The 24204-nt window shown below is 61.2% G+C and carries 28 protein-coding genes; 3 read left to right on the top strand and 25 right to left on the bottom strand.

Features of this window, described 5'->3' with window-relative positions; all coding sequences use genetic code 11:
• The first annotated feature begins 104 nt into the window (after positions 1-104).
• A complete protein-coding gene (locus HU727_RS01465; protein WP_186531982.1) occupies positions 105-1304 on the top strand; it encodes an MFS transporter in 1200 nt (399 codons plus the stop codon).
• A 112-nt stretch (positions 1305-1416) separates the two neighbouring features.
• On the opposite strand, the gene HU727_RS01460 is transcribed toward HU727_RS01465, so the two are convergent.
• From HU727_RS01460 to ccmA, 12 genes are all read right to left on the bottom strand, one after another.
• The gene (locus tag HU727_RS01460) at positions 1417-1821 is read right to left on the bottom strand and encodes a type II toxin-antitoxin system HicB family antitoxin (protein WP_186531983.1); all 405 of its coding nucleotides are present in this window, start codon (positions 1819-1821) and stop codon (positions 1417-1419) included.
• Positions 1821-2033, bottom strand: coding sequence for a type II toxin-antitoxin system HicA family toxin (locus HU727_RS01455; RefSeq protein ID WP_186531984.1), 213 nt, complete (start codon positions 2031-2033; stop codon positions 1821-1823). The genes HU727_RS01460 and HU727_RS01455 overlap by 1 nt, the downstream gene beginning before the upstream one ends.
• A gap of 142 nt (positions 2034-2175) precedes the next feature.
• Entirely contained in the window at positions 2176-2580 is a 405-nt protein-coding gene (locus HU727_RS01450; protein WP_186531985.1) for a hypothetical protein, read from the bottom strand.
• 24 nt (positions 2581-2604) lie between these two features.
• Complete coding sequence (ccmI, locus tag HU727_RS01445) at positions 2605-3804, bottom strand: c-type cytochrome biogenesis protein CcmI (RefSeq protein WP_186531987.1); 1200 nt, start codon at positions 3802-3804, stop codon at positions 2605-2607.
• Entirely contained in the window at positions 3801-4271 is a 471-nt protein-coding gene (locus HU727_RS01440; RefSeq protein ID WP_186531988.1) for a cytochrome c-type biogenesis protein, read from the bottom strand. Before HU727_RS01440 ends, ccmI begins: the two co-directional genes overlap by 4 nt.
• Positions 4268-4822 carry a DsbE family thiol:disulfide interchange protein gene (locus HU727_RS01435; protein WP_186531989.1) on the bottom strand — a complete coding sequence of 185 codons (555 nt, stop codon included), beginning with the start codon at positions 4820-4822 and terminating at the stop codon, positions 4268-4270. Before HU727_RS01435 ends, HU727_RS01440 begins: the two co-directional genes overlap by 4 nt.
• Positions 4822-6813 carry a heme lyase CcmF/NrfE family subunit gene (locus tag HU727_RS01430; RefSeq protein WP_186531990.1) on the bottom strand — a complete coding sequence of 664 codons (1992 nt, stop codon included), beginning with the start codon at positions 6811-6813 and terminating at the stop codon, positions 4822-4824. The genes HU727_RS01435 and HU727_RS01430 overlap by 1 nt, the downstream gene beginning before the upstream one ends.
• A gap of 3 nt (positions 6814-6816) precedes the next feature.
• Positions 6817-7272 (bottom strand): cytochrome c maturation protein CcmE, encoded by a 456-nt coding sequence (ccmE, locus tag HU727_RS01425; protein ID WP_186531991.1) that lies wholly within the window; start codon positions 7270-7272, stop codon positions 6817-6819.
• Positions 7269-7445: a heme exporter protein CcmD gene (ccmD, locus tag HU727_RS01420; RefSeq protein WP_016771045.1), complete on the bottom strand. Its 177-nt coding sequence runs from the start codon at positions 7443-7445 to the stop codon at positions 7269-7271. The genes ccmE and ccmD overlap by 4 nt, the downstream gene beginning before the upstream one ends.
• Complete coding sequence (locus tag HU727_RS01415) at positions 7442-8197, bottom strand: heme ABC transporter permease (protein ID WP_186531992.1); 756 nt, start codon at positions 8195-8197, stop codon at positions 7442-7444. Before HU727_RS01415 ends, ccmD begins: the two co-directional genes overlap by 4 nt.
• Before the next feature lie 97 nt (positions 8198-8294).
• Complete coding sequence (ccmB, locus tag HU727_RS01410) at positions 8295-8963, bottom strand: heme exporter protein CcmB (RefSeq protein WP_186531993.1); 669 nt, start codon at positions 8961-8963, stop codon at positions 8295-8297.
• Positions 8960-9595, bottom strand: coding sequence for a cytochrome c biogenesis heme-transporting ATPase CcmA (gene ccmA, locus HU727_RS01405; protein WP_186531995.1), 636 nt, complete (start codon positions 9593-9595; stop codon positions 8960-8962). The genes ccmB and ccmA overlap by 4 nt, the downstream gene beginning before the upstream one ends.
• A 197-nt stretch (positions 9596-9792) precedes the next feature.
• Between ccmA and fliK the strand changes: the two genes are divergently transcribed.
• Both fliK and HU727_RS01395 read left to right on the top strand, forming a co-directional pair.
• On the top strand, positions 9793-11367 hold the full coding sequence (fliK, locus tag HU727_RS01400; protein ID WP_186531997.1) for a flagellar hook-length control protein FliK: 1575 nt from the start codon (positions 9793-9795) through the stop codon (positions 11365-11367).
• The gene (locus HU727_RS01395) at positions 11364-11693 is read left to right on the top strand and encodes an EscU/YscU/HrcU family type III secretion system export apparatus switch protein (protein WP_186531999.1); all 330 of its coding nucleotides are present in this window, start codon (positions 11364-11366) and stop codon (positions 11691-11693) included. Before fliK ends, HU727_RS01395 begins: the two co-directional genes overlap by 4 nt.
• 122 nt (positions 11694-11815) lie before the next feature.
• Here the strand turns inward: HU727_RS01395 and HU727_RS01390 are convergent, their stop codons facing one another.
• The 13 genes from HU727_RS01390 to flhF form a co-directional block, all read right to left on the bottom strand.
• Positions 11816-12208, bottom strand: a complete 393-nt coding sequence (locus HU727_RS01390) for a DUF2802 domain-containing protein (protein ID WP_141128996.1) — start codon at positions 12206-12208, stop codon at positions 11816-11818.
• 1 nt (position 12209) lies between these two features.
• On the bottom strand, positions 12210-12695 hold the full coding sequence (locus tag HU727_RS01385; protein WP_186532001.1) for a chemotaxis protein CheW: 486 nt from the start codon (positions 12693-12695) through the stop codon (positions 12210-12212).
• Positions 12696-12786: 91 nt separating this feature from the next.
• The gene (locus HU727_RS01380; protein ID WP_186532003.1) at positions 12787-13734 is read right to left on the bottom strand and encodes a CheW domain-containing protein; all 948 of its coding nucleotides are present in this window, start codon (positions 13732-13734) and stop codon (positions 12787-12789) included.
• A 105-nt stretch (positions 13735-13839) separates the two neighbouring features.
• Positions 13840-14628 (bottom strand): ParA family protein, encoded by a 789-nt coding sequence (locus HU727_RS01375; RefSeq protein ID WP_186532005.1) that lies wholly within the window; start codon positions 14626-14628, stop codon positions 13840-13842.
• A 43-nt stretch (positions 14629-14671) separates the two neighbouring features.
• Positions 14672-15562 (bottom strand): flagellar motor protein MotD, encoded by an 891-nt coding sequence (gene motD, locus HU727_RS01370; RefSeq protein WP_186532006.1) that lies wholly within the window; start codon positions 15560-15562, stop codon positions 14672-14674.
• Between the two features lie 12 nt (positions 15563-15574).
• The gene (locus HU727_RS01365) at positions 15575-16315 is read right to left on the bottom strand and encodes a flagellar motor protein (protein ID WP_186532008.1); all 741 of its coding nucleotides are present in this window, start codon (positions 16313-16315) and stop codon (positions 15575-15577) included.
• Entirely contained in the window at positions 16315-17460 is a 1146-nt protein-coding gene (locus HU727_RS01360) for a protein-glutamate methylesterase/protein-glutamine glutaminase (protein ID WP_186532009.1), read from the bottom strand. Before HU727_RS01360 ends, HU727_RS01365 begins: the two co-directional genes overlap by 1 nt.
• A gap of 49 nt (positions 17461-17509) precedes the next feature.
• Positions 17510-19777: a chemotaxis protein CheA gene (locus HU727_RS01355; RefSeq protein WP_186532010.1), complete on the bottom strand. Its 2268-nt coding sequence runs from the start codon at positions 19775-19777 to the stop codon at positions 17510-17512.
• Between the two features lie 54 nt (positions 19778-19831).
• Positions 19832-20620: a protein phosphatase CheZ gene (locus tag HU727_RS01350; RefSeq protein WP_186532011.1), complete on the bottom strand. Its 789-nt coding sequence runs from the start codon at positions 20618-20620 to the stop codon at positions 19832-19834.
• Between the two features lie 18 nt (positions 20621-20638).
• The gene (locus HU727_RS01345) at positions 20639-21010 is read right to left on the bottom strand and encodes a chemotaxis response regulator CheY (protein WP_008072643.1); all 372 of its coding nucleotides are present in this window, start codon (positions 21008-21010) and stop codon (positions 20639-20641) included.
• Positions 21011-21177: 167 nt separating this feature from the next.
• On the bottom strand, positions 21178-21918 hold the full coding sequence (gene fliA / locus HU727_RS01340) for an RNA polymerase sigma factor FliA (RefSeq protein ID WP_016771059.1): 741 nt from the start codon (positions 21916-21918) through the stop codon (positions 21178-21180).
• Complete coding sequence (gene fleN, locus HU727_RS01335) at positions 21915-22745, bottom strand: flagellar synthesis regulator FleN (protein ID WP_016771060.1); 831 nt, start codon at positions 22743-22745, stop codon at positions 21915-21917. The genes fliA and fleN overlap by 4 nt, the downstream gene beginning before the upstream one ends.
• Before the next feature lie 116 nt (positions 22746-22861).
• Positions 22862-24202: a flagellar biosynthesis GTPase FlhF gene (flhF, locus tag HU727_RS01330; RefSeq protein ID WP_186532012.1), complete on the bottom strand. Its 1341-nt coding sequence runs from the start codon at positions 24200-24202 to the stop codon at positions 22862-22864.
• Between the last annotated feature and the right edge of the window lie 2 nt (positions 24203-24204).

Raw genomic sequence — 24204 nt, 5'->3', positions numbered from 1 at the left:
TCATTACACAACGTAATAAGAGTTATCATCCGAAAGCGTCTTCTGCCCATCCGCATTGTCAATTAGCCTCACCGCTTTCCCCTGTGCCCGACCCGAGTATTCCTATGACCACCACTCCTCACGCCATGACCCGAGGCATGGTTTTGCTGTTCGCGTTCTGCTGCGGCGCCATCGTTGCCAACATTTACTACGCCCAACCTATCATCGGCCTGATCGCGCCCGACATCGGCCTCTCAGACACCATGGCCAGTTTCATCGTCTCGCTGACCCAGATCGGCTATGCGCTGGGCCTGTTTTTTCTGGTGCCGCTGGGTGATCTGCTGGAGAACCGTCGGTTGATGATCATCACCACGGTGGTGGCGATTGCCAGCCTGTTGGGTGCGGCGTTTACCGAGCAGCCTAACGTGTTTCTGCTGATCTCGTTGCTGGTGGGGTTCAGCTCGGTGTCGGTGCAGATCCTGATTCCGCTGGCCGCACATCTTGCGCCGGAAGAGTCCCGCGGCCGGGTGGTCGGCGGGATCATGGGCGGTCTGCTGTTGGGTATTCTGCTGGCGCGACCGGTGTCGAGCCTGGTCGCCGATCACTTGGGCTGGCGGGCGATGTTCATGATCGCCGCCGCGTTGATGGCGGCGATCAGTGTAGTGCTGGCGCTGACCGTGCCCAAGCGCCAACCGGATCACAGCGCCACGTACGGCCAGTTGATCGGCTCGCTGTGGACGCTGCTGCGCCAGCAACCGGTGTTGCGCCAGCGTGCGTTCTATCAGGGCTGCATGTTCGCCACGTTCAGCCTGTTCTGGACCGCCGTGCCGCTGGAGCTGGCGCGCAACCATGGCCTGTCGCAAAGCGAAATTGCGATTTTCGCCCTGGTCGGCGCCATCGGTGCCATCGCCGCACCAATCAGCGGCCGCCTCGCCGATGCCGGCCACACACGCATTGCCTCGCTGCTGGCCATGCTGTTCGCCAGCCTGAGCTTCCTGCCCGCCTTCATCCACCCCGCCTACAGCGTCATCGGCCTGGCCGTGACCGGCGTGGTCCTCGACTTCTGCGTGCAGATGAACATGGTCCTCGGCCAGCGCGCCGTTTACTCACTGGACGCGAAAAGCCGCGGCCGCCTGAACGCGCTGTACATGACCAGCATCTTCATTGGCGGCGCCTTCGGCTCGTCGATCGCCAGTGCGGTGTACGAGCACGGCGGCTGGTTGTGGATTGTGATTGTCGGCAGCGTGTTTCCGCTGTTGGCGTTGTTGCGGTTTTTGTGTGCGGCTCAAAGCGGTTCGCTTGCGGAACGCAGAATCACTCCCTGAGATGATTTCAGTGTGGGAGCGAGCCTGCTCACGAAAGCGCAGGGTCAGCCGCAGATGGATTGCCTGACCAGACGCCCTCGCGAGCAGGCTCGCTCCTACACGTGGGCACGCCTCAGTACCGAACCAGTTTTTCCATCGCCGCATCCGCCAGAAAGGAGGAACGGCTTTTGACGTTATGCTCACGCACGTAGCGGTCGATGCGCTGAATGACATAACCGGGCAGCGTGACGTTGACCTTTTCGGTCTTGCCCAGGTATGGCGAGATATCCAGCTCCAGCATGCCCCAGCCCATTTCGGCGAAATCCGGATTGTTGCGGTGCGCAACCGCCGAGGCCGGCATCGGAATCGCCTGCCCGGCTGCCGCGATCTCTTGCAACATGAGGTGCGCGACTTCCACGGCAGCGTTGTACGCTTCCTCAAAACTGTCCCCGGCCGTGACTGCGCCGGGAATATCGGGGATCTGAATACCGATGGCAGTGTTCTCGTCACCCCACTCGATGCAGATTGGATATTGCATTACGGATCTCCTTCACGACGGGTCGGTGGGCTGAACAGCCCCGCACGCCGCCTGATGCTCTTGACCGTCCCCAGCGGTAAATCCTTTTTCGGATGCGGAACGGCGATCGTGTTCGGGTTGTAACGATGAGTGAAGAGATGGTGACTGCCGGTGACCCGATCCAGCGTCCAGCCGGCCTCCTCCATCTCCTTGATCAGTAACCTGCTTTGCACCCAATGCTCCCTGCCTCGGCCTTAAGATAACTCTAGAGTTATCTTTACTCAAGCATAGAATTGGGTGGAGTGACGGTTGGATGTTTTACAAAGCGTGAATCAAATCGAAAAAAAACGGCGATCCAAAGATCGCCGTTCGCATTCACTGCCCGAATTTCTTGCCCAGCCCCGGCGGGACGCCGTGGATGTTGGTGTCTTCCCACGGGCCGTTGGGGCTGACCGAGCGGCTCCAGCCGTTGTTCCAGCGGTAGTAGGTGCGCTGGCGGTAAAAAGTGTTGGTCTGGTCGTCGAGTACGTAGACGCCGAGCTTCTGGTCCCAGTGACTGTTGCCGCCTGGTGGCGGGGCGAAGCTGGCGGAAGTACGCGGAACCGGTTTTGCCGGTTTGGCCGGGATGCTTTTGCCCGGTGTCGGCGAAGTCGACGGCGTCGGGCCCGGTTGGGACGGCGGGATCGGGGGCAGATTGGTCGTCGGTTCCGGTCGTTGCACCGCACATGCACTCAAGCCCAGGGCCAGTGTGAGGACTGTGATACGGGCGATGGTGTGCATGGCGGTGCTTTCCTGTGGTTCCGGTTATTTGTCCGGGCTGTCGATGGTCAAGGTTTGTGGCGCGGTGGTGCTGCTGGCCAACGGGCCGCTGCGACCGATCCATTCGCCGGCGGTCGGTTGACCGGCTCGGGAAATGCGCGCCACCAGTTGGACTTCAGGGAAGTTGGACAGTTTCAACTGCGGCATCATTGCGTCCGCATCGCTCAGTTCTAAGGTCACCGGCAAGTCAGCCACCGTCAGGCGCCTGGCTGCCAGCGGGGCTGGCGGGCCAGATGTAGCGCGGGCAAAAATGAACACGCTGTCGCCCGGTTGCACCTTGCCTTTGAGTTCGCTGGCGAGGTTGACGCTGACTTTCAGCACGGCGGATTTCGGCGCAATTGCCTGGGCAACTTTTCCGCCACTGGCTTGCAGCTTCTCGGCGGCGCGAGCGATGCCACCCTGCAGCGCCTCGCGGGATTTGTCGTCCGCCGGCAATTGCGCAAGTAGACGATTCCAGTAATCGATGGCTTCTTGATAACGCTCGCCTTCGAACGCGGCAATACCGAGCAGGCCCAGGCTGGTGACTTCTTTCGGATCGGCCTTCAACGCTTCATCAGTCAGTGCCTGAATCTTGTCCGACCATTTTTTACCGTCAGCAAAATACTGCGCCTGCGCCCATTGGCCGAGCAGCTCGGGCTGGCGGCCAGAGAGGTTGGCGGCGCGCTCGAACAACTTCGCCGCCTCTGCCGGACGCTCCTGAGCCATGTAGGTGCGACCGAGGAAATACAGGCCTTCAGCCGAATCCGGCTGCGCCGCAACGGCACGCTCCAGACGCAGGGTCATCTCTTCCATCGAGCGCGGTGCCTGAGCGAACTCGCGGGTCAGTTCGACCTTGTCGGCAGCACCAAAATGCAGGTACAGGCCCAGGCCCAACACCGGCACCAGGATCGCGGCCAACAACGGCAACGGCTTGCCCAGTCGCGATACACGCGGCGCCGCAACGCCTTCGGTATCGGCGAGCAGTTCACGCGCCGCTTCCGCGCGGCCGCTGTCCAGTTGCGCGGCATCGAGCACGCCCTCGGCCTGCTGCGCTTGCAGCTCGGCAACACGCTCCTGATACAGCGCGACGTTCAGGGCAGTACGATCTTCTTCACGCTGCACGCGCCGCTCACGCAGCACCGGGATCAACAGAAAACTCAGGGCGACCAGAAGCAACAGCCCTGCGGCAAGCCAGAAATCAATCATTCTTGGGGTTTATCCAACAGTTGGTCGAGGCGCTGACGTTCTTCGGCGGACAGCGATGACGGTGTCTCGGCACGTTGTCCGCGCCGCCGACGGACGATCACTGCGATGACCACAAAACCGCCGAGCAACAGCCCGGCAGGGCCGAACCACAACAGCGCAGTCTTGCCGTTCAGCGCCGGTTTGTAGCGGACGAAATCACCGTAGCGATCGACCATGAAGTCGATGATCTGCTGATTGTCCTTGCCCTCGCCGAGCATGCGGAAAATCTCCTTGCGCAGGTCGGCGGCGATCGGCGCGTTGGAATCGGCGATATCCTGGTTCTGGCACTTGGGGCAGCGCAGTTCCTTGGTCAGCTCACGAAAACGCTCCCGATCACCCTCTTTGGCAAATTCATACGTGTCGATCGCGGCATGTGCCACGCCGGTCAGGCTCAAACCCAGAACAATGGCCGCGACAAAGCGCTTCATGGCTGGGCCTCATCGACCAGCGCCTGATACTTGGCCGCGAGCTTTTCGCGCCAGACCTGCTCGTCGATCACGCCGACGAACTTGTCGCGGATGATGCCTTTGGCGTCGATGAAAAACGTTTCCGGTGCGCCGTACACGCCGAGGTTGAGCCCCAGCGAGCCTTCGTCGTCACGGATGTCCAGCGCGTAGGGATTATGAAATTCGGCGAGCCACTTCAAGGCGTCGGCGTTGACGTCCTTGTAGTTGATGCCGTAGATCACCACACCGCGCTCGGCCAGTTTGTTCAGCACCGGGTGCTCGACCCGGCAGGAGATGCACCATGTGCCCCAAACGTTGACCAGCGCTGGTTTGCCGAGAATGTCGGCTTTGGTCAGCGTCTTGTCACCCTGCACATTTGGCAGGGAAAACTCCGGGAATGGCTTTCCTATTAACGCAGACGGCAGTTCACTCGGATCGCCCTTCTTCAACTGCGTAACAACTATCGTGGCAAAACATCCGAGCACGAAAGCGATAAATGCGACTAATAACCAACGTTTACCATTCACACTCATCAATTAACTCCCGGTGCAGGCATACCCAGTGCTTCACGCACCTTGGATTTAACTTTGACCCGATAACGCCGGTCCAGCGCTGCCAGCAAACCACCGAACCCGGTGAGCAAGCCACCGAACCAGATCCAGCGCACGAACGGTTTGACGTGCACACGCACCGCCCACGCGCCGTTTTCCAGCGGCTCGCCGAGAGCCACGTAAAGATCGCGGGTAAAACCTGCGTCGATGCCGGCCTCGGTCATCACTGAGTTCTGCACGGTGTACAGACGTTTTTCCGGGTGCAGGACGCTGATTTCCTTGCCGTCGCGAATCACCCGAATGGTGCCTTTGTCCGAGGTGAAATTCGGCCCCTCGAAGTGCCTGGCGCCTTCGAAGACAAACTGATATCCGCCCAGGTCCATCGACTCGCCCGGTGCCAGGCGCAAGTCACGTTCGGCACTGTTCTGGCTCGATAACACCACGCCCAGCGCGCACACGGCGATGCCGAGGTGAGCGATCTGCATGCCCCAGTAGCTGCGGGTCAGCGTCGGCAAGCCTTTGATCAGGCCTTTGTGGCGGGTCTTGTCGAACAGGTCGCGAACGCCCGCGAGCAACACCCACGCGGCAAGCAGGAAAGTCGCGATCACCGCCCAGTTGAAATCGCCGTAAGCCACGCCGGCGACCACCGCGAATGCGACGCTGCCCAACAAGACGGGCGTGAGCATGCTCGCCAGCCATTTCACCGGGGTGTCCTTCCAGCGCACGATCACGCCGACCGCCATCACCATCATCAACAGCGCCATCAGCGGAATGAACAGCGCATTGAAGTACGGCGGGCCGACGGACAGCTTGGCGCCGCTGATCGCATCGAGGATCAGCGGATACAGGGTGCCGAGGAGGATCATCGAGGCGGCGACGACCAATACCAGGTTGTTGCCCAGCAGCAGGGTTTCCCGTGACCAGAGGTTGAAGCCGACCTGACTCTTGACCACCGGCGCGCGCAGGGCAAACAGCGTCAGCGAACCGCCAACCACGAACAGCAGGAAAATCAGAATGAACACGCCGCGCTCGGGATCCGAGGCAAACGCGTGCACCGACGTCAGCACGCCCGAGCGTACGAGGAAAGTGCCGAGCAGGCTCAGCGAGAATGCGGCAATCGCCAGCAAGACCGTCCAGCTCTTGAACACACCCCGTTTTTCGGTGACGGCCAGCGAGTGGATCAGCGCAGTGCCGACCAGCCAAGGCATGAACGAGGCGTTTTCCACCGGATCCCAGAACCACCAGCCGCCCCAGCCGAGTTCGTAATACGCCCACCACGAACCGAGGGTGATGCCGATGCCGAGGAAGGCCCAGGCGACGATGGTCCACGGCCGCGACCAGCGCGCCCAGGCCGCATCAAGCCGACCGCCGAGCAGCGCGGCGATCGCGAAAGCGAACGCCACGGAGAAGCCGACGTAACCCATGTACAGCATCGGCGGATGCACGATCAGGCCGATGTCCTGCAGCAGTGGATTGAGGTCGCGGCCGTCGGCCGGAATCTGCGGCAGGATGCGCGAGAACGGATTCGAGGTAAGGATCAGGAACAGCAGGAAACCGGTGCTGATCATGCCCATCACCGCCAGTACGCGCGCGAGCATGACTTGCGGTAACTGGCGCGAGAACACCGACACGGCGAAGGTCCAGCCACCGAGGATCAGCGCCCACAACAGCAACGAACCTTCGTGCGCTCCCCACACGGCACTGAACTTGTAGTACCACGGCAGCGCGCTGTTGGAGTTCATCGCCACGTAGGCGACAGAAAAGTCGTCGGCCATGAACGCGTAGGTCAGGCAGCCAAAGGCGAACAGCAGAAAGGCAAACTGGCCCCACGCCGCCGGTTGCGCCAGGCTCATCCATAAACGGTCGCCGCGCCAGGCGCCGAGCATCGGCACCACGGATTGAACCAGCGCGAAACACAGCGCCAGAATCATCGCCAGATGGCCCAACTCAGGAACATACAATGCGGAAGCCATCGATCAACCCTCCTTCACAGGCGTTGGCGCGGATTGACCGCTGTCTTTCAGCGCTTTGGTCACTTCCGGCGGCATGTACTTCTCGTCATGCTTGGCCAGCACTTCATCAGCCACGACCACGCCGTCTGCGTTGAGCTTGCCGAGGGCAACGATGCCCTGCCCTTCGCGGAACAGATCCGGGAGGATGCCGCGGTAGGCGATGGTTACGGATTTTTTGAAATCGGTGACGACGAATTTCACGTCCAGCGAATCCGGGGAACGCTGCAGCGAACCGGCCTCGACCATGCCGCCTGCGCGAATGCGCGTGTCTTGCGGCGCTTCGCCGTTGGCGATCTGGGTCGGCGTGTAAAACAGGTTGATGTTTTCCTGCAACGCGCTCAGGGCCAGGCCGACGGCAGCGCCCACCCCGACCAGAATCGCCAGGATGATGATCAGACGTTTTTTGCGCAGCGGATTCACTTGCCGTTCTCCCGGCGCAGACGACGCGCCTCTTGTTGCAGATAACGCTTGCGGGCCGCAATCGGCGCCACCACGTTGAGGGCCAGCACCGCCAGGCAGATGCCGTAGGCCGACCAGACATACAGGCCGTGATGGCCCATGGCGAGGAAGTCGCCGAATGAAGCAAAACTCATCGCGCCGCCTCCAGACTCTGCTGCACTTCGGCCTTGACCCAACTGGCACGGGCTTCGCGCTTGAGCACTTCAAGGCGCATGCGCAGCAACAGCACAGCGCCAAAGAAGCAATAGAAACCCAACACCGTCAGCAACAGCGGCAGCCACATTTCTGCAGGCATCGCCGGTTTTTCCGTGAGGGTGAAGGTCGCGCCCTGATGCAGCGTGTTCCACCACTCCACCGAATACTTGATGATCGGAATGTTGATCACACCGACGATGGCCAGCACCGCGCAGGCCTTGGCGGCGCTGTCGCGGTTGCTGATGGCGTTACCCAGCGCGATCAGGCCGAAATACAAAAACAGCAGAATCAGCATTGAGGTCAGGCGCGCATCCCAGACCCACCACGAACCCCAGGTCGGTTTGCCCCAGATCGCCCCGGTGACCAGCGCCACGGCGGTCATCCACGCGCCGATCGGCGCGGCGCATTGCAGGGCGACATCGGCCAGTTTCATCTTCCATACCAGACCGACCACGCCGCACACGGCCAGCATCACGTAGATCGACTGAGCGAGCATCGCGGCGGGAACGTGGATGTAGATGATGCGAAAGCTGTTGCCTTGCTGATAATCCGGCGGCGCAAATGCCAGGCCCCAAACGATGCCGACACCGATCAGCAGCAACGCAGCCAGGCTCAACCACGGCAGAAACCTGCCGCTGATGCCGTAGAACCACTTGGGCGAGCCGAGCTTGTGAAACCAGGTCCAGTTCATACTGTTTCCATCACGGTTGCCGCTCATCATCGCGAGCTGGCAAAGGGTCATGCCTTTCTTCTGAAAGAAGTGGTCAATTTTTGACCAGGCCTCATTATTATTCGCCGACGCTGATCTTCAGGCCAGCGGCTATTGCAAAGGGTGTCAGGGTGATCGCCAACGCTGTCAGGCTGGCCATCCACAACAGGTATCCGGTCGCCGGCATGCCCTGCAACGCCGCTTGCAACGCGCCGCTGCCGAGGATCAACACCGGGATGTACAACGGCAGAATCAGCAGCGCCAGCAACAGGCCACCGCGTTTCAGACCGACCGTCAGCGCCGCGCCCACTGCGCCGAGCAAACTCAGCACCGGCGTGCCCAGCAGCAACGACAACAGCAACACCGGCAGACACGCGACGGGCAGACCGAGCATCAACGCCAGCAAGGGCGACAGCAACACCAGCGCCAGACCTGAGAAAAGCCAGTGTGCCAGCACCTTGGCCAGGACCAGAAGAGGCAGCGGGTGCGACGAAAGGACCCACTGCTCCAGCGAGCCATCTTCGAAATCACTGCGAAACAATCCGTCCAATGAAAGCAGGACCGACAGCAATGCCGCCACCCAGACTAACCCCGGGGACAGGTTTTGCAAGACTTGAGTTTCCGGGCCGACGGCCAGCGGGAACAGCGCAATGACGATGGCAAAGAAAATCAGCGGATTGGCCAGCTCCGCCGGGCGGCGGAACAGCAGACGCGATTCGCGGGCAAGCAGCAGGCCGAACACACTCATACCGCCCATTTCCCCAGATCGATGTCGCGATAACCGGCCGGCATCCGGGTCAGCGTATGGTGCGTGGTCAGCACCACCAGACCGCCGCGCTCGCAGTGGCCGGCCAGATGTTCTTCGAGTTGTGCCACGCCCTGCTTGTCGAGCGCGGTGAACGGCTCATCAAGGATCCACAACGGCGGACTGTCCAGGTACAACCGCGCCAGTGCCACGCGACGCTGTTGACCGGCGGAAAGACTGTGGCAGGGAACGTCTTCGAATCCGCGCAATCCTACTGCTGCCAGCGCTTCCCAGATCGCGTCGCGTTCGGCGGGCTGATGCAGGGCGCAGAGCCATGAGAGGTTTTCTTCCGGGGTCAGCAGATCCTTGATCCCGGCGGCATGGCCGATCCACAACAGATTGCGGGCAAGTCCGCTGCGTTGCCCGGCCAAAGGCTGACCGTTGAGCAGCACCTGGCCATCGGTGGGTTGCATCAATCCGGCCAGCAGACGTAAAAGACTGGTTTTACCGCTGCCGTTGGGACCGCTGATCTGCACCATGTCGCCACTGGCCAGGCGCAATTCGAGGTTTTCGAAGAGCAGCCTGAGGTCGCGTTCACACGCCAGGGCAACGGTTTGCAGGACAGGACTGGTCAAGGGATCACGGGCCTTATACGGTTCAAGTCGGCTCTGACGCGGCCGTTAAAGAGATGCAGCATAGATGCTTTGATCGCCCGATCTGGCGAGCTGGATCAAACAATTGCTATGTTTTTTGAACGAAGCGCAAGACGCGCGGCATTATACATGCCGGGCCTTACTCTCAAGAGTGCAATTTCCTCAGGTTGTGTCCGCGTATGACAGGCGAAATGAACATCCTCCCGCTGCCGCCCACCGTGCCGGCGAGCGCTCGCCCGCAAATGGGCGAATTGCTCAAGCTGCTGACGCCGGTCGAGGGTTTGATTGGCGCCGGGCAAAGCGCCAAGGCCGAGGTGTTGTCGCTCAAACAGGCGGATCAGACCTTTGAATTGCTATTGAAGGTGACTCTCGACAGCGGCCGCCAGACCACCGTGCAGGCCAGCAGCAATCTGCCGCTGCCACAGGGCACGAATCTGGCGATTACCCAGCCGTCTGCCGGCAATCTGGCGATCACCGTGCAGCAAGCGATCGCCAGCAGTGTCGCCACCCTCACCCGCATCGATACCGCGCAACTGCCGGCGGGCACGCTGGTGCAAGGCAAAGTACTGACCTCGCAGGCCCTGCCGCAAACGCCGGGGCAAGCGGCGGTTTTTCGCTCGATGGTCACCCTGCTCAACACTGCGTTGAGCGGCAGCACCTTGACCGTTGACAGCCCGCAACCGCTGCGCATCGGCACACTGCTGTCGGCGCAGGTGCAGGACTCGCAAACCCTCAAATTCGTGCCGCTGAGCAGCCGCCAGGAACAACTGGCCGTGAGTCAGCAACTACTCGGCCAGCAAAGTCGGCAGGCCTCGCTCGAAGGTCTGCTGAAAACCCTGCAGAACCTGCCGCCGGCTACCGATCAAACCTCGGCCAATTTGCGCGCGGTGGTCGACAAGCTGCTCGCCAGCCTGCCGGACGTGCAGCAAATGAGCACCGCCAAAGGCGTGGCGCTGGCCCTGGCCAACAGCGGCGCGTTTCTGGAAGCCAAATTGCTGACCGGACAAAACCCGACGCTAGCCCCGGACATGAAAGCCGATCTGCTCAAACTGATCGCGCAACTGACCCCGGGCCTGCCGAGCAATACCAATTTCAACGCGATCATTGCTGCAAACACATTGGCGCAGGCGCTGCCGAGCTTCGTCCGTAATGCGCTCGGCACCCTTGGCCAAGTCAGCGCGAAACCCGTGCCGAGCAGCTTCCCGCTGCCCGAGCGCCTGCTCGCAAATCTGGAAGGCGAAGGTGACCTCGAACAGTTGCTGCGCCTCGCTGCTGCAGCGGTGTCGCGCCTGCAGAGCCATCAACTGTCGAGCCTGGAACAGACCGGCGTCACCGACGATGGTCGCTTGCTCAGCACCTGGCAGCTGGAAATCCCTATGCGCAATTTGCAGGATATCGTACCGCTGCAGGTCAAGTTCCAGCGCGAAGAGGCGCCGGAGCGAGAACCGCAACCCCATGAACGCCGTGATGAACGCGAACCGAAACAGCAACTGTGGCGCGTCGATCTGGCCTTTGATCTGGAACCCCTCGGGCCGATGCAGATTCAGGCGCAATTGATCGCAGGCAGCCTGTCGAGTCAGCTGTGGGCCGAACGGCCATACACGGCTGACCTGATCGAAAACAATCTGTTTGCCCTGCGCCAACGCCTGCTCGATTCCGGACTGAACGTCGGCGACCTCGACTGCCACCTCGGCACTCCGCCGCAAGGCAACCAAACCCGCCTCGAACACCGCTGGGTCGACGAAACCGCATGAACGATTCCACTGCCCCACGCCAGGCCATCGTTCTCAAGTACGACGGCAACCACGCCCCGACCCTGACCGCCAAGGGCGACGAGGAACTGGCCGAAGAAATCCTGCGCATCGCCCGCGATTACGAAGTGCCGATCTACGAGAACGCTGAACTGGTGCGGTTGTTGGCGCGAATGGAACTGGGCGACAGCATCCCCGAAGAGCTCTATCGCACAATCGCCGAGATCATCGCGTTCGCGTGGAATCTGAAGGGCAAATTCCCCGAAGGACAAGACCCGGACGCGCCGATGGTCGAGAAAGACATCACCGATCGCGGGGATGATTACTGAGGTTTCAAAGACGCCTTCGCGAGCAGGCTCGCTCCCACATCAGACCGTGATCCAATTGTGGAGTACGGTCGAATGTGGGAGCGAGCCTGCTCGCGAATAGGCCATTAGCCTCAGCGCAAAACTCAGTTCTTGTGAAGTTTGCGCATCAGCTCGGCCTCAGCCTGGGTCAACCCGCAGGACTGAGTCAGCTCATCAACGCTCGCGCCCATGCCCACCAGTTTCGCCGCCTGGGCGAATGACAGGCTCGATGGATCGCGCTGTTCCAGCGCAACGATCTTGTCCGGCAACGGCCCCACCACCGCACGCAGTTCGTGCAGCGCTTCGCCCATGCGCACGTTGCCGTTCTGGTAATCGTCGACGCGCTTGGCCAGTTCCTTGATGCGCTGATCACGCAGCGCATCGCCCTGGGCCTGCTGCGCAGCGATCACTCGCTGCGCCTTGATGTACGACACGAACATCGCCAGCGTGCCTGCCCAGAACAGGAACAGGACAATGACTGCAACCTCGAGAATCAAATCAGATGCTCTCCAGTTCCGACCATTCTTCTTCGCTCATCATCTTGTCCAGCTCGACCAGAATCAACAGCTCGTTGTTCTTGTTGCAAACGCCCTGAATGAACTTGGCCGATTCTTCGTTACCGACGTTCGGCGCGGTTTCGATTTCCGACTGACGCAGATAAACCACTTCTGCCACGCTGTCGACCATGATCCCGACGACCTGCTTGTCGGCTTCGATGATGACGATACGGGTGTTGTCGCTGATCTCACCGGTGGTCAGGCCGAAGCGCTGACGGGTGTCGATCACGGTGACCACATTACCGCGCAGGTTGATGATACCCAGCACGTAGCTCGGCGCGCCCGGCACCGGAGCGATCTCGGTGTAGCGCAACACTTCCTGAACGCGCATCACGTTGATGCCGTAGGTTTCGTTATCCAGTTTGAAGGTTACCCATTGCAGGATCGGATCTTCAGAACCTTTTGCATTCGACGCCTGACTACTCATACCCTGACCCCTCGAAAAAACCGCCCTGGGCGGTGTGTGTTCTGTGTGGTGGCATTGGAAAAATGCCATCGCCTGATTGTTATGTCGGCTGCTATGTCGGTTTATGTAGCGGCTTGTTGCCGCCCAGGTGCTTTGCCCCGCCGCTGGCGATCAACTCGGCCAGCGCGGACACGTCAAGCAATGCACACATGTGCTCAATCACGGTGCCGGCGAGCCATGGCCGCTGACCCCGGTGACTTCTCCATTTGATTTCATTCGGGTCCAGGCGCAACGAGCGGCTGACCTGATGCACCGCCAGCCCCCACTCGTAACCTTGTACCGAAATCACGTACTGCAGGCCCTGACGGAAGTCATCGCGATAACGATCCGGCATGACCCAGCGCGCAGTGTCCAGGACTTTCAGATTGCCGGCCTGGCTGGGCAGAATGCCAAGGAACCACTCCGGCTGACCGAATAGCGGCGTCAGCTCGTGGCCGGCCAGCGAATAGATCGAGCCCAGGCACACCAGCGGCACCGCGAGTGTCAGCCCGGCGACGTCGAACAGCAGACATTCGAAGGCTTCGGCAGCCCAGGCCGGACGACCATCGGTTTCCACCGGTGGCGGCGGGTTATTCGGTGGCAGGTGCACTTCGACCACCGGCGGGACCAGAACCTGTGGTTCCGACACTTGCGGCGCGGGTGCAGGCGCGGGCTCTGGCACTGTCAACAATTGCGTTTGCAGCAGCGGTGCCAGCGTCGACAACGGTGCGCGCGGCTCGTCGATCAACGCGACGGGGGCCTTGGCGACGGGGGCGGCGGCAGGCGCGGCAACCGGAGCGGCCGCCTTCTGCGCGTCACGGGCCTGCTCTTCCAGCACCGCGGCCTGGAACTCATCGAGCGCCGCAGCACTTTCAATCACTTCAGGCTGCGCCTGTTCCACGACCTGAGGCAGCGCCTCGACCGGTGGCGCCAGTTCTTCGGGCACGTCCTGCAGCAAGTCTTCCAGATAAGACTGCAAGGCCTGTTGCGGACGCGACGTGAGTTTCACTGGGCGGTTCATCGGTGATTGGCGCCTGACGGGAAAACGGCGTTGTCCGCTTCGCGAGCAGGCTCGCTCCCACAGGGTTCGTGCAAGCAGCAAATATGCGACCGGATCGAAATCATCTCACGCCACCTGTGGAACGAGCTGTTGCGCCAACAGGTGCTTGAGCAGCGCGCGGTAGGCCAGCACGCCACGGCTCTTGCCATCGAATTGCGAAGGTGTGACGCCGGCTCGGCTGGCGTCGCGCAGACGTGTATCGACCGGAATGTAACCGTGCCAGATATCGTCCGGGAATTTGTCGCGCAGCACGCGCAAGGTGCTCATAGAGGCTTGCGTGCGGCGGTCAAACAACGTCGGCACGATGCTGAACGGCAGCGCCTGTTTGCGCGAACGGTTGATCATCGCCAGTGTGTTGACCATGCGTTCCAGCCCTTTGACGGCCAGGTGTTCGGTCTGCACCGGGATCACCAGTTGCTGGCTCGCGGCGAGGGCATTGACCATCAGCACACCGAGCAACGGCGGGCTGTCGATGATCGCGTAATCGAAGTCCTGCCACAGCTGCGCCAGACTCTTGGCGATCACCAGGCCCAGGCCGCTTTGCCCTGGCGACTGGCGCTCAAGGGTGGCCAGTGCGGTGCTCGAGGGCAGCAAAGAAATGCGCTCGTCGCTGGTCGACAACAGCAACTGCCCCGGCAGGCCTTGCGGCACGCTGCCCTTGTGCAGAAACAGGTCGTAGTTGCTGTGTTCCAGGCTGTCGGGGTCGTAGCCGAAATAGCTGGTCATCGAGCCGTGCGGGTCGAGATCGACCACAACCACGCGCTTGCCCGCCTCGGCCAGCAATCCGGCTAAAGCGATGGAGGATGTGGTTTTACCAACACCACCCTTTTGATTGGCGACTGCCCAGACTCTCATTCAGTTCGTTCCTCCCGGTCGAGATGCTCGACCGAGACATGGCTCAGCGTATTAATGCGGGCGACGGAGAATTGACGGCACTCTCGCGTCCCGGCGTCTTGACCGGGGTCGGTGCAGTTTGTGTGCCAGCGCGCTTCAGAGCGGCGTCCGGTTTCGCGTTGGCGGTTCCGGTCCCCGTGAGGCTACGGCGCACATCAAGATTTCGCGACACCACCAACACCACACGGCGGTTTTTCGCGCGACCTTCCACCGTGGCGTTGTTGGCCACGGGCTGGAATTCGCCATAGCCCACCGACGCCAGCCGGCCAGGGTTCACGCCCTGCATCGCCAGCATGCGCACGATGCTCGCCGAACGCGCCGAAGACAGTTCCCAGTTGGTCGGGTACTGCGCGGTGCGGATCGGTTGATCGTCGGTGAAACCTTCGACGTGAATCGGGTTGTCGAACGGTTTCAGAATGGATGCAACCTTGTCGATGATGGTGAAAGCGATGTCGCTGGGCATGGCGTCGCCGCTGCCGAACAACAGGCTGGAGTTGAGTTCGATTTCGACCCACAACTCGTTGCCGCGCACGGTCATCTGGTTGGAGCTGATCAAGTCACCGAACGCTGCACTGATGTCATCGGCGATGCTTTTCAGCGGATCGCTGGCCCCGGCAATGCCGGCGTCAACCTGCTCGGCGTCCTTGACCAGCGGCTTGGCCGGGGTCACGGTTTTCGGCCGCTCCTCGCCAATCGGAATCGGCTTGAGCGCACGGTCGGAATCGGTGAAGACACCGATCAGCGCTTCGGAAATGACCTTGTACTTGCCTTCGTTGATCGACGAGATCGAGTACATCACCACGAAGAATGCGAACAGCAGCGTGATGAAGTCAGCGTAGGAAACCAGCCAGCGTTCGTGGTTTACATGCTCTTCCTGATGCCTGCGACGAGCCATGAGGTTCTTCCCTTAATCCATGAAGCCTTGCAGCTTCAACTCAATGGAACGAGGGTTTTCACCTTCGGCGATCGACAGAATTCCTTCCAGCAACATTTCGCGATAACGCGACTGCCGCAACGCGATTGACTTCAGCTTGGCCGCCACCGGCAGCAGGATCAGGTTGGCACTCGCCACGCCGTAAATCGTCGCGACGAAAGCCACGGCGATGCCGCTGCCCAGTTGGCTCGGGTCGGCGAGGTTGCCCATCACGTGGATCAGGCCCATCACCGCACCGATGATGCCGATGGTGGGCGCGTAGCCGCCCATGCTTTCAAAAACTTTGGAGGCTTCGATGTCGCGCGCTTCCTGGGTGTAGAAATCCACTTCCAGGATGCTGCGAATCGCTTCCGGCTCGGCGCCATCGACCAGCAATTGCAGGCCTTTGCGCGAGTAGCTGTCGGGTTCGGCGTCGGCCACCCCTTCCAGGCCGAGCAAGCCTTCCTTGCGCGCAGTGAGGCTCCAGTTGACGACGCGGTCGATGCCGCCCGCCAGGTCCACACGCGGCGGAAAGAAAATCCAGGCAAGAATCTGCATCGCGCGTTTGAACGCGCTCATCGGCGATTGCAACAGTGCGGCCCCCACCGTGCCGCCAATTACGATCAGGGCCGCCGGGCCGTTGGCCAGCGCGCCGAGGTGACCACCTTCAAGGTAGTTGCCGCCGATGATGGCGACGAACGCCATGATGATGCCGATAAGGCTTAGAACATCCATCAGATACACGCCTCGACGATGTGCTTGCCGATATCGTCCAGACCGTACACCGCGTCGGCGAGATCGGCTTTGACGATGGCCATCGGCATGCCGTAGATCACACAGCTGGCTTCGTCCTGCGCCCAGACCGAGCTGCCGCCCTGCTTGAGCAGACGCGCGCCTTCACGGCCATCGGCGCCCATGCCGGTCAGCACCACGGCCAGCACCTTGTCGCCGTAGGACTTGGCGGCGGAACCGAAGGTGATGTCCACGCATGGCTTGTAGTTCAGACGCTCATCGCCCGGCAGGATTTTCACCGCGCCCCGGCCATCGATCATCATTTGCTTGCCACCCGGCGCCAGCAGCGCCAGGCCCGGACGCAGGATGTCGCCATCCTCGGCTTCCTTGACGCTGATGCGGCAGAGCTTGTCGAGACGCTCGGCAAACGCCTTGGTGAACGCCGCCGGCATGTGCTGGATCAGCACGATCGGCGCCGGGAAGTTCGCCGGCAATTGCGTGAGCACGCGTTGCAGGGCCACCGGGCCGCCGGTCGACGTACCGATAGCGACCAGTTTGTAGGCTTTGCGTTTCGGCGCAGGCGACGAAGCACTCGCCGCCGGCGCACGCGCAGGGGCTGGCGCAGGTGCCGGACGTGCCGGAACGCTGCTGCTGTGGCTGGCGTGGCTGCTGTAGCCCGGCGCGGCCGGGGCAGGCGTCGGAGCTGGCGCGGCGGCCGGCGCCGGTGCGCTGTAGGCACTGAAACGACGGTTGCTGCGCGAGATGCTGTGGACTTTCTCGCAGAGCAACTGCTTGACCTTCTCGGGGTTGCGCGAGATGTCTTCGAAATTCTTCGGCAGGAAATCCACCGCGCCGGCGTCCAGCGCATCGAGCGTCACCCGAGCGCCTTCGTGCGTCAGCGAGGAGAACATCAACACCGGGGTCGGGCAGCGCTGCATGATGTGCCGCACCGCTGTGATGCCGTCCATCATCGGCATCTCGTAGTCCATGGTGATCACGTCAGGCTTGAGGGCCATGGCCTGATCAATCGCCTCTTTACCGTTGGTGGCCGTACCGACCACCTGGATGCTCGGATCCGCTGAAAGTATTTCCGAGACGCGGCGGCGGAAAAAACCCGAATCGTCCACCACCAGGACTTTGACTGCCATAAACACTCCATTAGGTGCGGCGCGGTGCTGTCACCGCGCTGCCCCGGATTCAAATACGCTTTGTGGCGTAACGCTTGAGCATGCTTGGAACATCGAGAATCAGCGCAATGCGGCCGTCACCGGTGATGGTGGCGCCGGACATGCCCGGGGTTCCCTGGAGCATTTTGCCCAATGGCTTGATGACCACTTCTTCCTGACCGACCAGTTGATCGACGACGAAGCCGATCCTCTGGGTGCCCACCGAGAGGATCACCACATGGCCTTCGCGCTGCTCTTCGTGAGCGGCGGAGCTGACCAGCCAGCGCTTGAGGTAGAACAATGGCAGCGCCTTGTCCCGCACGATCACCACTTCCTGACCGTCGACGACGTTGGTGGTCGACAGGTCGAGGTGGAAGATTTCGTTGACGTTGACCAGCGGGAATGCGAACGCCTGATTGCCGAGCATGACCATCAGGGTCGGCATGATCGCCAGCGTCAGCGGTACCTTGATGACGATCTTCGAGCCCTGGCCCTTGGTCGAGTAGATGTTGATCGAACCGTTGAGCTGGGAAATCTTGGTCTTAACCACGTCCATGCCGACGCCACGGCCGGACACGTCGGAGATCTCGGTCTTGGTCGAGAAACCCGGGGCGAAAATCAGGTTGTAGCACTCGGTATCGCTCAGGCGATCGGCCGCGTCCTTGTCCATCACGCCGCGTTTTACCGCAATGGCGCGCAGGACGTTCGGGTCCATGCCTTTGCCGTCATCGGAAATCGACAGCAGGATGTGGTCGCCTTCCTGCTCGGCTGCCAGTATCACTCGACCGCCACGGGCCTTGCCTGATGCTTCGCGTTCTTCCGGCGACTCGATGCCGTGGTCGACGGCGTTGCGCACCAAGTGGACCAGCGGGTCGGCCAGGGCCTCGACAAGGTTTTTGTCGAGGTCGGTTTCTTCGCCGACCAATTCCAGGTTGATCTCTTTCTTGAGCTGACGCGCAAGGTCGCGAACCAGACGCGGGAAGCGTCCGAACACTTTCTTGATCGGCTGCATCCGGGTCTTCATCACCGCGGTCTGCAAGTCAGCCGTGACCACGTCGAGGTTCGACACGGCCTTGGACATGGCTTCGTCGCCGCTGTTGAGGCCCAGGCGCACCAGACGGTTACGCACCAGCACCAGCTCGCCGACCATGTTCATGATTTCGTCGAGACGCGCGGTGTCGACACGAACAGTGGTTTCGGCTTCGCTGGCCGGCTTTTCCGCCGGAGCGGCGGCGGGCGCACGGGCCGGAGCCGGTGCAGCAGCGGCCGGTTTTGGCGTTTCGGCTTTTGGTTCAGGCTTGGCGGCAGGCTTCGGTGCAGCAGCAGCCGGTGCCTTGGCGGCAGGCGTGGCGACTGTCGAAGCAGAGCCCGCAGCAGCGGCGCCGACTTCGGTGAACTTGCCTTTGCCATGCAATTCGTCGAGCAGCGATTCGAACTCGTGATCGCTGATCAGGTCACTGCCAGCCGCAGCGGCTGCCGGTGCAGCAGGCGCCGCCGGGGCCGAGGCGATGGCCGACTCCAGCGCATCAACGGCGAAGTTGCCCTTGCCGTGCAACTGATCGAGCAGCGCTTCGAATTCGTCGTCGGTGATGTCCGAGCTGTCGCCCTTGGCAGGCGTTGCCGGAGCCGCCGCCACGGCCGCCGGGGCAACCGCATCCACCGCGAACTGGCCTTTGCCGTGCAGTTGATCCAGCAGGGATTCAAATTCGGCGTCGGTGATTTCATCGCTGGCCGGCGCATCGCCAGCTTGCGCGGGTGCAGCGGCGGCCGGGGCCTCGGCTTGCGCCTTGACGGCATTCAGCGAGTCCAGCAGTTGTTCGAATTCGTTATCGGTGATGTCGCCCGATGCGCCTTCGGCGACCGGTTCTTCAACCACTTCAACCGGTGCGGCAAGCGCTTCGTCAGCCGCTTGCGGCTCGGCCAGACGCGCCAGCGCTGCCAGCAGCTCAGGCGTGGCGGCGGTGATCGGTGCACGTTCACGGACTTCGGTGAACATGCTGTTCACCGCGTCCAGCGCTTCGAGCACAACGTCCATCAGTTCTGCATCAACGCGACGCTCACCCTTGCGCAGGATGTCGAACACGTTTTCGGCGATGTGACAGCACTCCACCAGCTCATTGAGCTGAAGGAAGCCGGCGCCCCCTTTTACAGTGTGGAAACCGCGAAAAATTGCATTGAGCAGGTCTGCATCATCCGGGCGGCTTTCCAGCTCGACCAGTTGTTCGGACAGTTGCTCAAGAATCTCGCCGGCCTCAACCAGGAAATCCTGAAGGATCTCTTCATCGGCGCCGAAGCTCATTAATGGGGTGCTCCTACAGGTCTAAAAACCCAAAAAACCTGAAATTCCAAAACTCTAGAACCCAAGGCTGGATAACAAATCGTCCACATCGTCCTGACCGGACACAACGTCTTCTCGTTTATCGGCATGAATCTGCGGACCTTCACCCTGCGAGAGATGTTTTTGTGGATCTTTTTCCGCAAGCATCGCATCGCGATCATGTTCGATGCCCGCAAAGCGGTCGACCTGACTGGCCATGAGCACGAGTTTGAGCAGATTGCTTTCGACTTCGGTGACCAACTGGGTCACGCGTTTGATCACCTGACCGGTGAGGTCCTGGTAATCCTGGGCCAGCAGGATGTCGTTGAGATTGCTCGACACCGCACGGTTGTCCGTGCTGCTGCGTGACAGAAAACCGTCGACCCGGCGCGCCAGTTCGCGGAATTCTTCAGCCCCGACCTCGCGACGCATGAAGCGACCCCAATCGGCGCTCAAGGCCTGGGCTTCGTCAGCCAGACCATTGACCACCGGCGTGGCGCTTTCCACCAGATCCATGGTGCGGTTGGCCGCGGCTTCCGTCAGCTTGACCACATAACCCAGGCGTTCGGTGGCGTCGGTGATTTGCGACACTTCCTCGGCCTGCGGCATGTGCGGATCGATCTGAAAGTTGACGATCGCACTGTGCAGTTCACGTGTGAGCTTGCCCACTTCCTGATACAGGCCGCGGTCACGGGTCTGATTGAGCTCATGGATCAATTGCACCGCGTCGCCGAACCTGCCTTTTTCAAGGCTCTCGACCAGTTCGACCGCGTGTTTTTTCAGGGTCGATTCAAAATCGCCCTGTGAAGATTCGTTATGCTCCATAGCTCCCCCGCGGATTCATCAGCCGATGCGTTCGAAAATCTTCTCGATTTTGTCTTTCAGCGCCTGAGCCGTGAAAGGTTTGACCACGTAACCGTTCACACCGGCCTGAGCGGCCTCGATGATCTGCTCGCGCTTGGCTTCTGCAGTCACCATCAACACGGGGAGATGCTTGAGTTTTTCATCGGCACGCACGTGACGCAGCAGGTCGATACCGGTCATGCCCGGCATGTTCCAGTCCGTTACCAGAAAGTCGATGCTGCCGCTGTTGAGCACCGGAATGGCGGTGATGCCATCGTCGGCCTCGACGGTGTTGGTGAACCCAAGATCACGCAGCAGGTTCTTGATGATCCGCCGCATCGTTGAGAAGTCATCAACGATGAGGATTTTCATGTCTTTGTTCAATTCGACCTCCAAGCAGTCTTAAACGCGCCCAGCACCTGGACGCGCCACTTCAATCAATTGGCATAGCACTCGAAGTTTGTCCGGGGCACAACGGATCGAGACCGGCGCCGTTCATCACCGCACCGGCCTCGTTTCGCAGTGTCCCCACACTGCCTTCAGCGCGCTCGCCACTCCCCCAAACGCCCCCGCAAGCGGGCCGCGCACTGGCTGTGTAACTGGCTGACCCGCGATTCACTGACGCCAAGGACTTCACCGATTTCCTTGAGGTTCAGCTCTTCGTCGTAGTACAGCGCCAAGACCAGTCGCTCACGCTCCGGCAAATTGGCAATCGCGTCCGCCAGCGCCGCCTGGAAGCGTTCATCTTCCAGATCGCGTGACGGCTCCATATGAGCACTGGCGCCATCCTCGTGCAGCCCTTCGTGTTCGCCGTCCTGCAAGAGGTCGTCGAAACTGAAGAGGCGGCTGCCCAGGGTGTCATTCAAAATCCCGTAATAATCGTCGAGACTCAATTGGAGTTCGGCCGCAACCTCGTGATCTTTAGCGTCACGACCGGTTTTAGCTTCAATCGAGCGAATCGCGTCGCTGACCATCCGGGTATTGCGGTGAACCGAGCGTGGCGCCCAATCCCCTTTGCGCACTTCGTCGAGCATCGCGCCGCGGATTCGAATGCCCGCGTACGTTTCAAAACTGGCGCCTTTGCTGGCGTCGTATTTGGTCGAGACTTCAAGCAGACCGATCATGCCGGCCTGGATCAGGTCTTCGACCTGCACACTGGCCGGCAATCGCGCCAGCAAGTGGTAGGCAATGCGTTTGACCAATGGCGCGTAACGCTCGATCAGCTCGTACTGCGCGTCACGCGCCGACTTCTTGTAAAGATTCATGCCACTGGCGGTCATATCACAGGCCCTGCGGTTTGCTGCACGAGGCGCTCGACGAAAAACTCGAGATGGCCGCGCGGGTTGGCCGGCAACGGCCATGTGTCGACTTTCTGCGCAATCGCCTTGAAGGCCAGCGCGCACTTGGAACGGGGAAAGGCTTCGTAAACGGCGCGCTGTTTCTGCACGGCTTTACGCACGCTTTCGTCATACGGGACGGCGCCGACATATTGCAGGGCGACGTCCAGGAAGCGGTCCGTGACCTTGGTCAACTTGGCGAACAGGTTGCGCCCTTCCTGCGGGCTCTGCGCCATGTTGGCCAGCACGCGGAAGCGGTTCATGCCGTAATCGCGGTTGAGCAACTTGATCAGCGCGTAAGCGTCGGTGATCGAAGTCGGCTCATCGCAGACCACCAGCAACACTTCCTGCGCGGCGCGAACAAAACTGACTACCGAGTCACCAATGCCCGCAGCGGTGTCGATCACCAGTACGTCGAGATTGTCGCCGATGTCGCTGAAAGCCTGAATCAGACCGGCGTGTTGCGCCGGGCTCAGGTGAACCATGCTCTGGGTGCCGGAAGCTGCCGGCACGATGCGGATCCCGCCCGGGCCCTGCAACAGCACGTCGCGCAGTTCGCAACGGCCTTCGATCACGTCGGCCAATGTGCGCTTGGGCGTCAGCCCCAGCAGAACGTCGACGTTGGCCAGGCCCAGGTCGGCGTCCAGCAGCATGACCCGACGGCCAAGCTCTGCCAGCGCCAGCGACAAGTTCACTGACACGTTAGTCTTGCCGACGCCACCTTTGCCGCCGGTCACCGCGATCACCTGTACGGGATGCATGCTGCCCATGTTATTTCTTTACCTTGTCTTGCATAGACGGAGGCCACATTACTGGCTGCGCGTTCCCGATCGGAACAATGCGTGGCAGACCATCGATGTAGGTACAAAAACTGTTCATGATTACCTCAGCCAACCTGCTTGGTCGGGCTGTGATAGATATCAGCGAACATGTCAGCCATGGCTTCTTCGCTGGGTTCTTCCTGCATTTGCACGCTGACGGCGCGGCTGACCAGTTGATGACGGCGCGGCAGATGCAAATCATCCGGAATCCGCGGGCCATCGGTCAGGTACGCGACCGGCAATTCATGACTGATCGCCAGGCTCAACACTTCGCCAAGGCTTGCTGTTTCATCCAGTTTAGTCAGGATGCAGCCGGCAAGCCCGCAACGCTTGTAACTGTGATAAGCGGCGGTTAGAACCTGTTTCTGGCTGGTGGTTGCCAGGACCAGATAATTTTTTGAGCGAATGCCACGACCGGCCAGGCTCTCAAGCTGCATGCGCAACGCCGGATCACTGGCTTGCAGGCCGGCAGTATCAATCAAAACCACGCGTTTGCGCAGCAGTGGATCCAATGCCTGCACCAGCGACTGGCCCGGATCGACGTGCGTCACCGGCACGTTGAGGATGCGGCCCAGGGTTTTCAGTTGTTCCTGCGCGCCGATGCGGAAGCTGTCCATGCTCACCAGCGCGACGTTCTGCGCGCCGTACTTGAGTACGTAACGCGCGGCCAGCTTGGCCAGCGTGGTGGTCTTGCCCATGCCGGCCGGGCCGACCATCGCAATCACACCGCCCTCTTCCAGCGGCTCGACTTCCGGTACGGCAATCATCCGTGCCAGGTGCGCCAGCAGCATGCGCCAGGCCTGACGCGGCTCTTCAATATCGGTGACCATCGCCAACAGGTCGCGGGACAACGGACCGGACAGGCCGATACGCTGCAGACGACGATACAGATTGGCCTGGGCCGGACGGCTGCCTTGCAGCTGATTCCAGGCCAGGGTGCCGAGCTGCACTTCCATCAGCTCGCGCAGGCTGTTCAATTCGAAACGCATCGAGTCCAGCGCACGCGGATCAATACCGCCAGACGATTGCGCAGGTGCCGGAGCCGGACGCGCCGGGGCCGTGTAAGTCGGCTCGCTCAACGGTTCGGCAGCGGTCAGCGGCAGGCCCGCCGTCATCGGCAAACCGGCGAACAGCTGACGATTGGTGTCGCCATCGGCTTCGCCACGCAGGCTCAGTTCGGCCTGGGCGGTGACGATGCGCGACTGGGTCTTGCGCAGCTCGTCTTCGAGTTCCATGTTCGGAACCCGTGGCGCCAGCGCCGACAACTTGTAATCCAGTGCCGCCGTCAACTCGACGCCGCCGGCAATGCGGCGGTTGCCAATGATGGCGGCATCAGCGCCCAGCTCATCACGAACCAGCTTCATGGCCTGACGCATATCGGCGGCGAAAAAACGCTTAACTTGCATAA

This window comes from Pseudomonas khorasanensis (assembly GCF_014268505.2).
GTDB classification, from domain to species: domain Bacteria; phylum Pseudomonadota; class Gammaproteobacteria; order Pseudomonadales; family Pseudomonadaceae; genus Aquipseudomonas; species Aquipseudomonas khorasanensis.
Note: the sequence above shows the minus strand (reverse complement) of the source record. Positions and strands in the feature narration are given on the sequence as shown.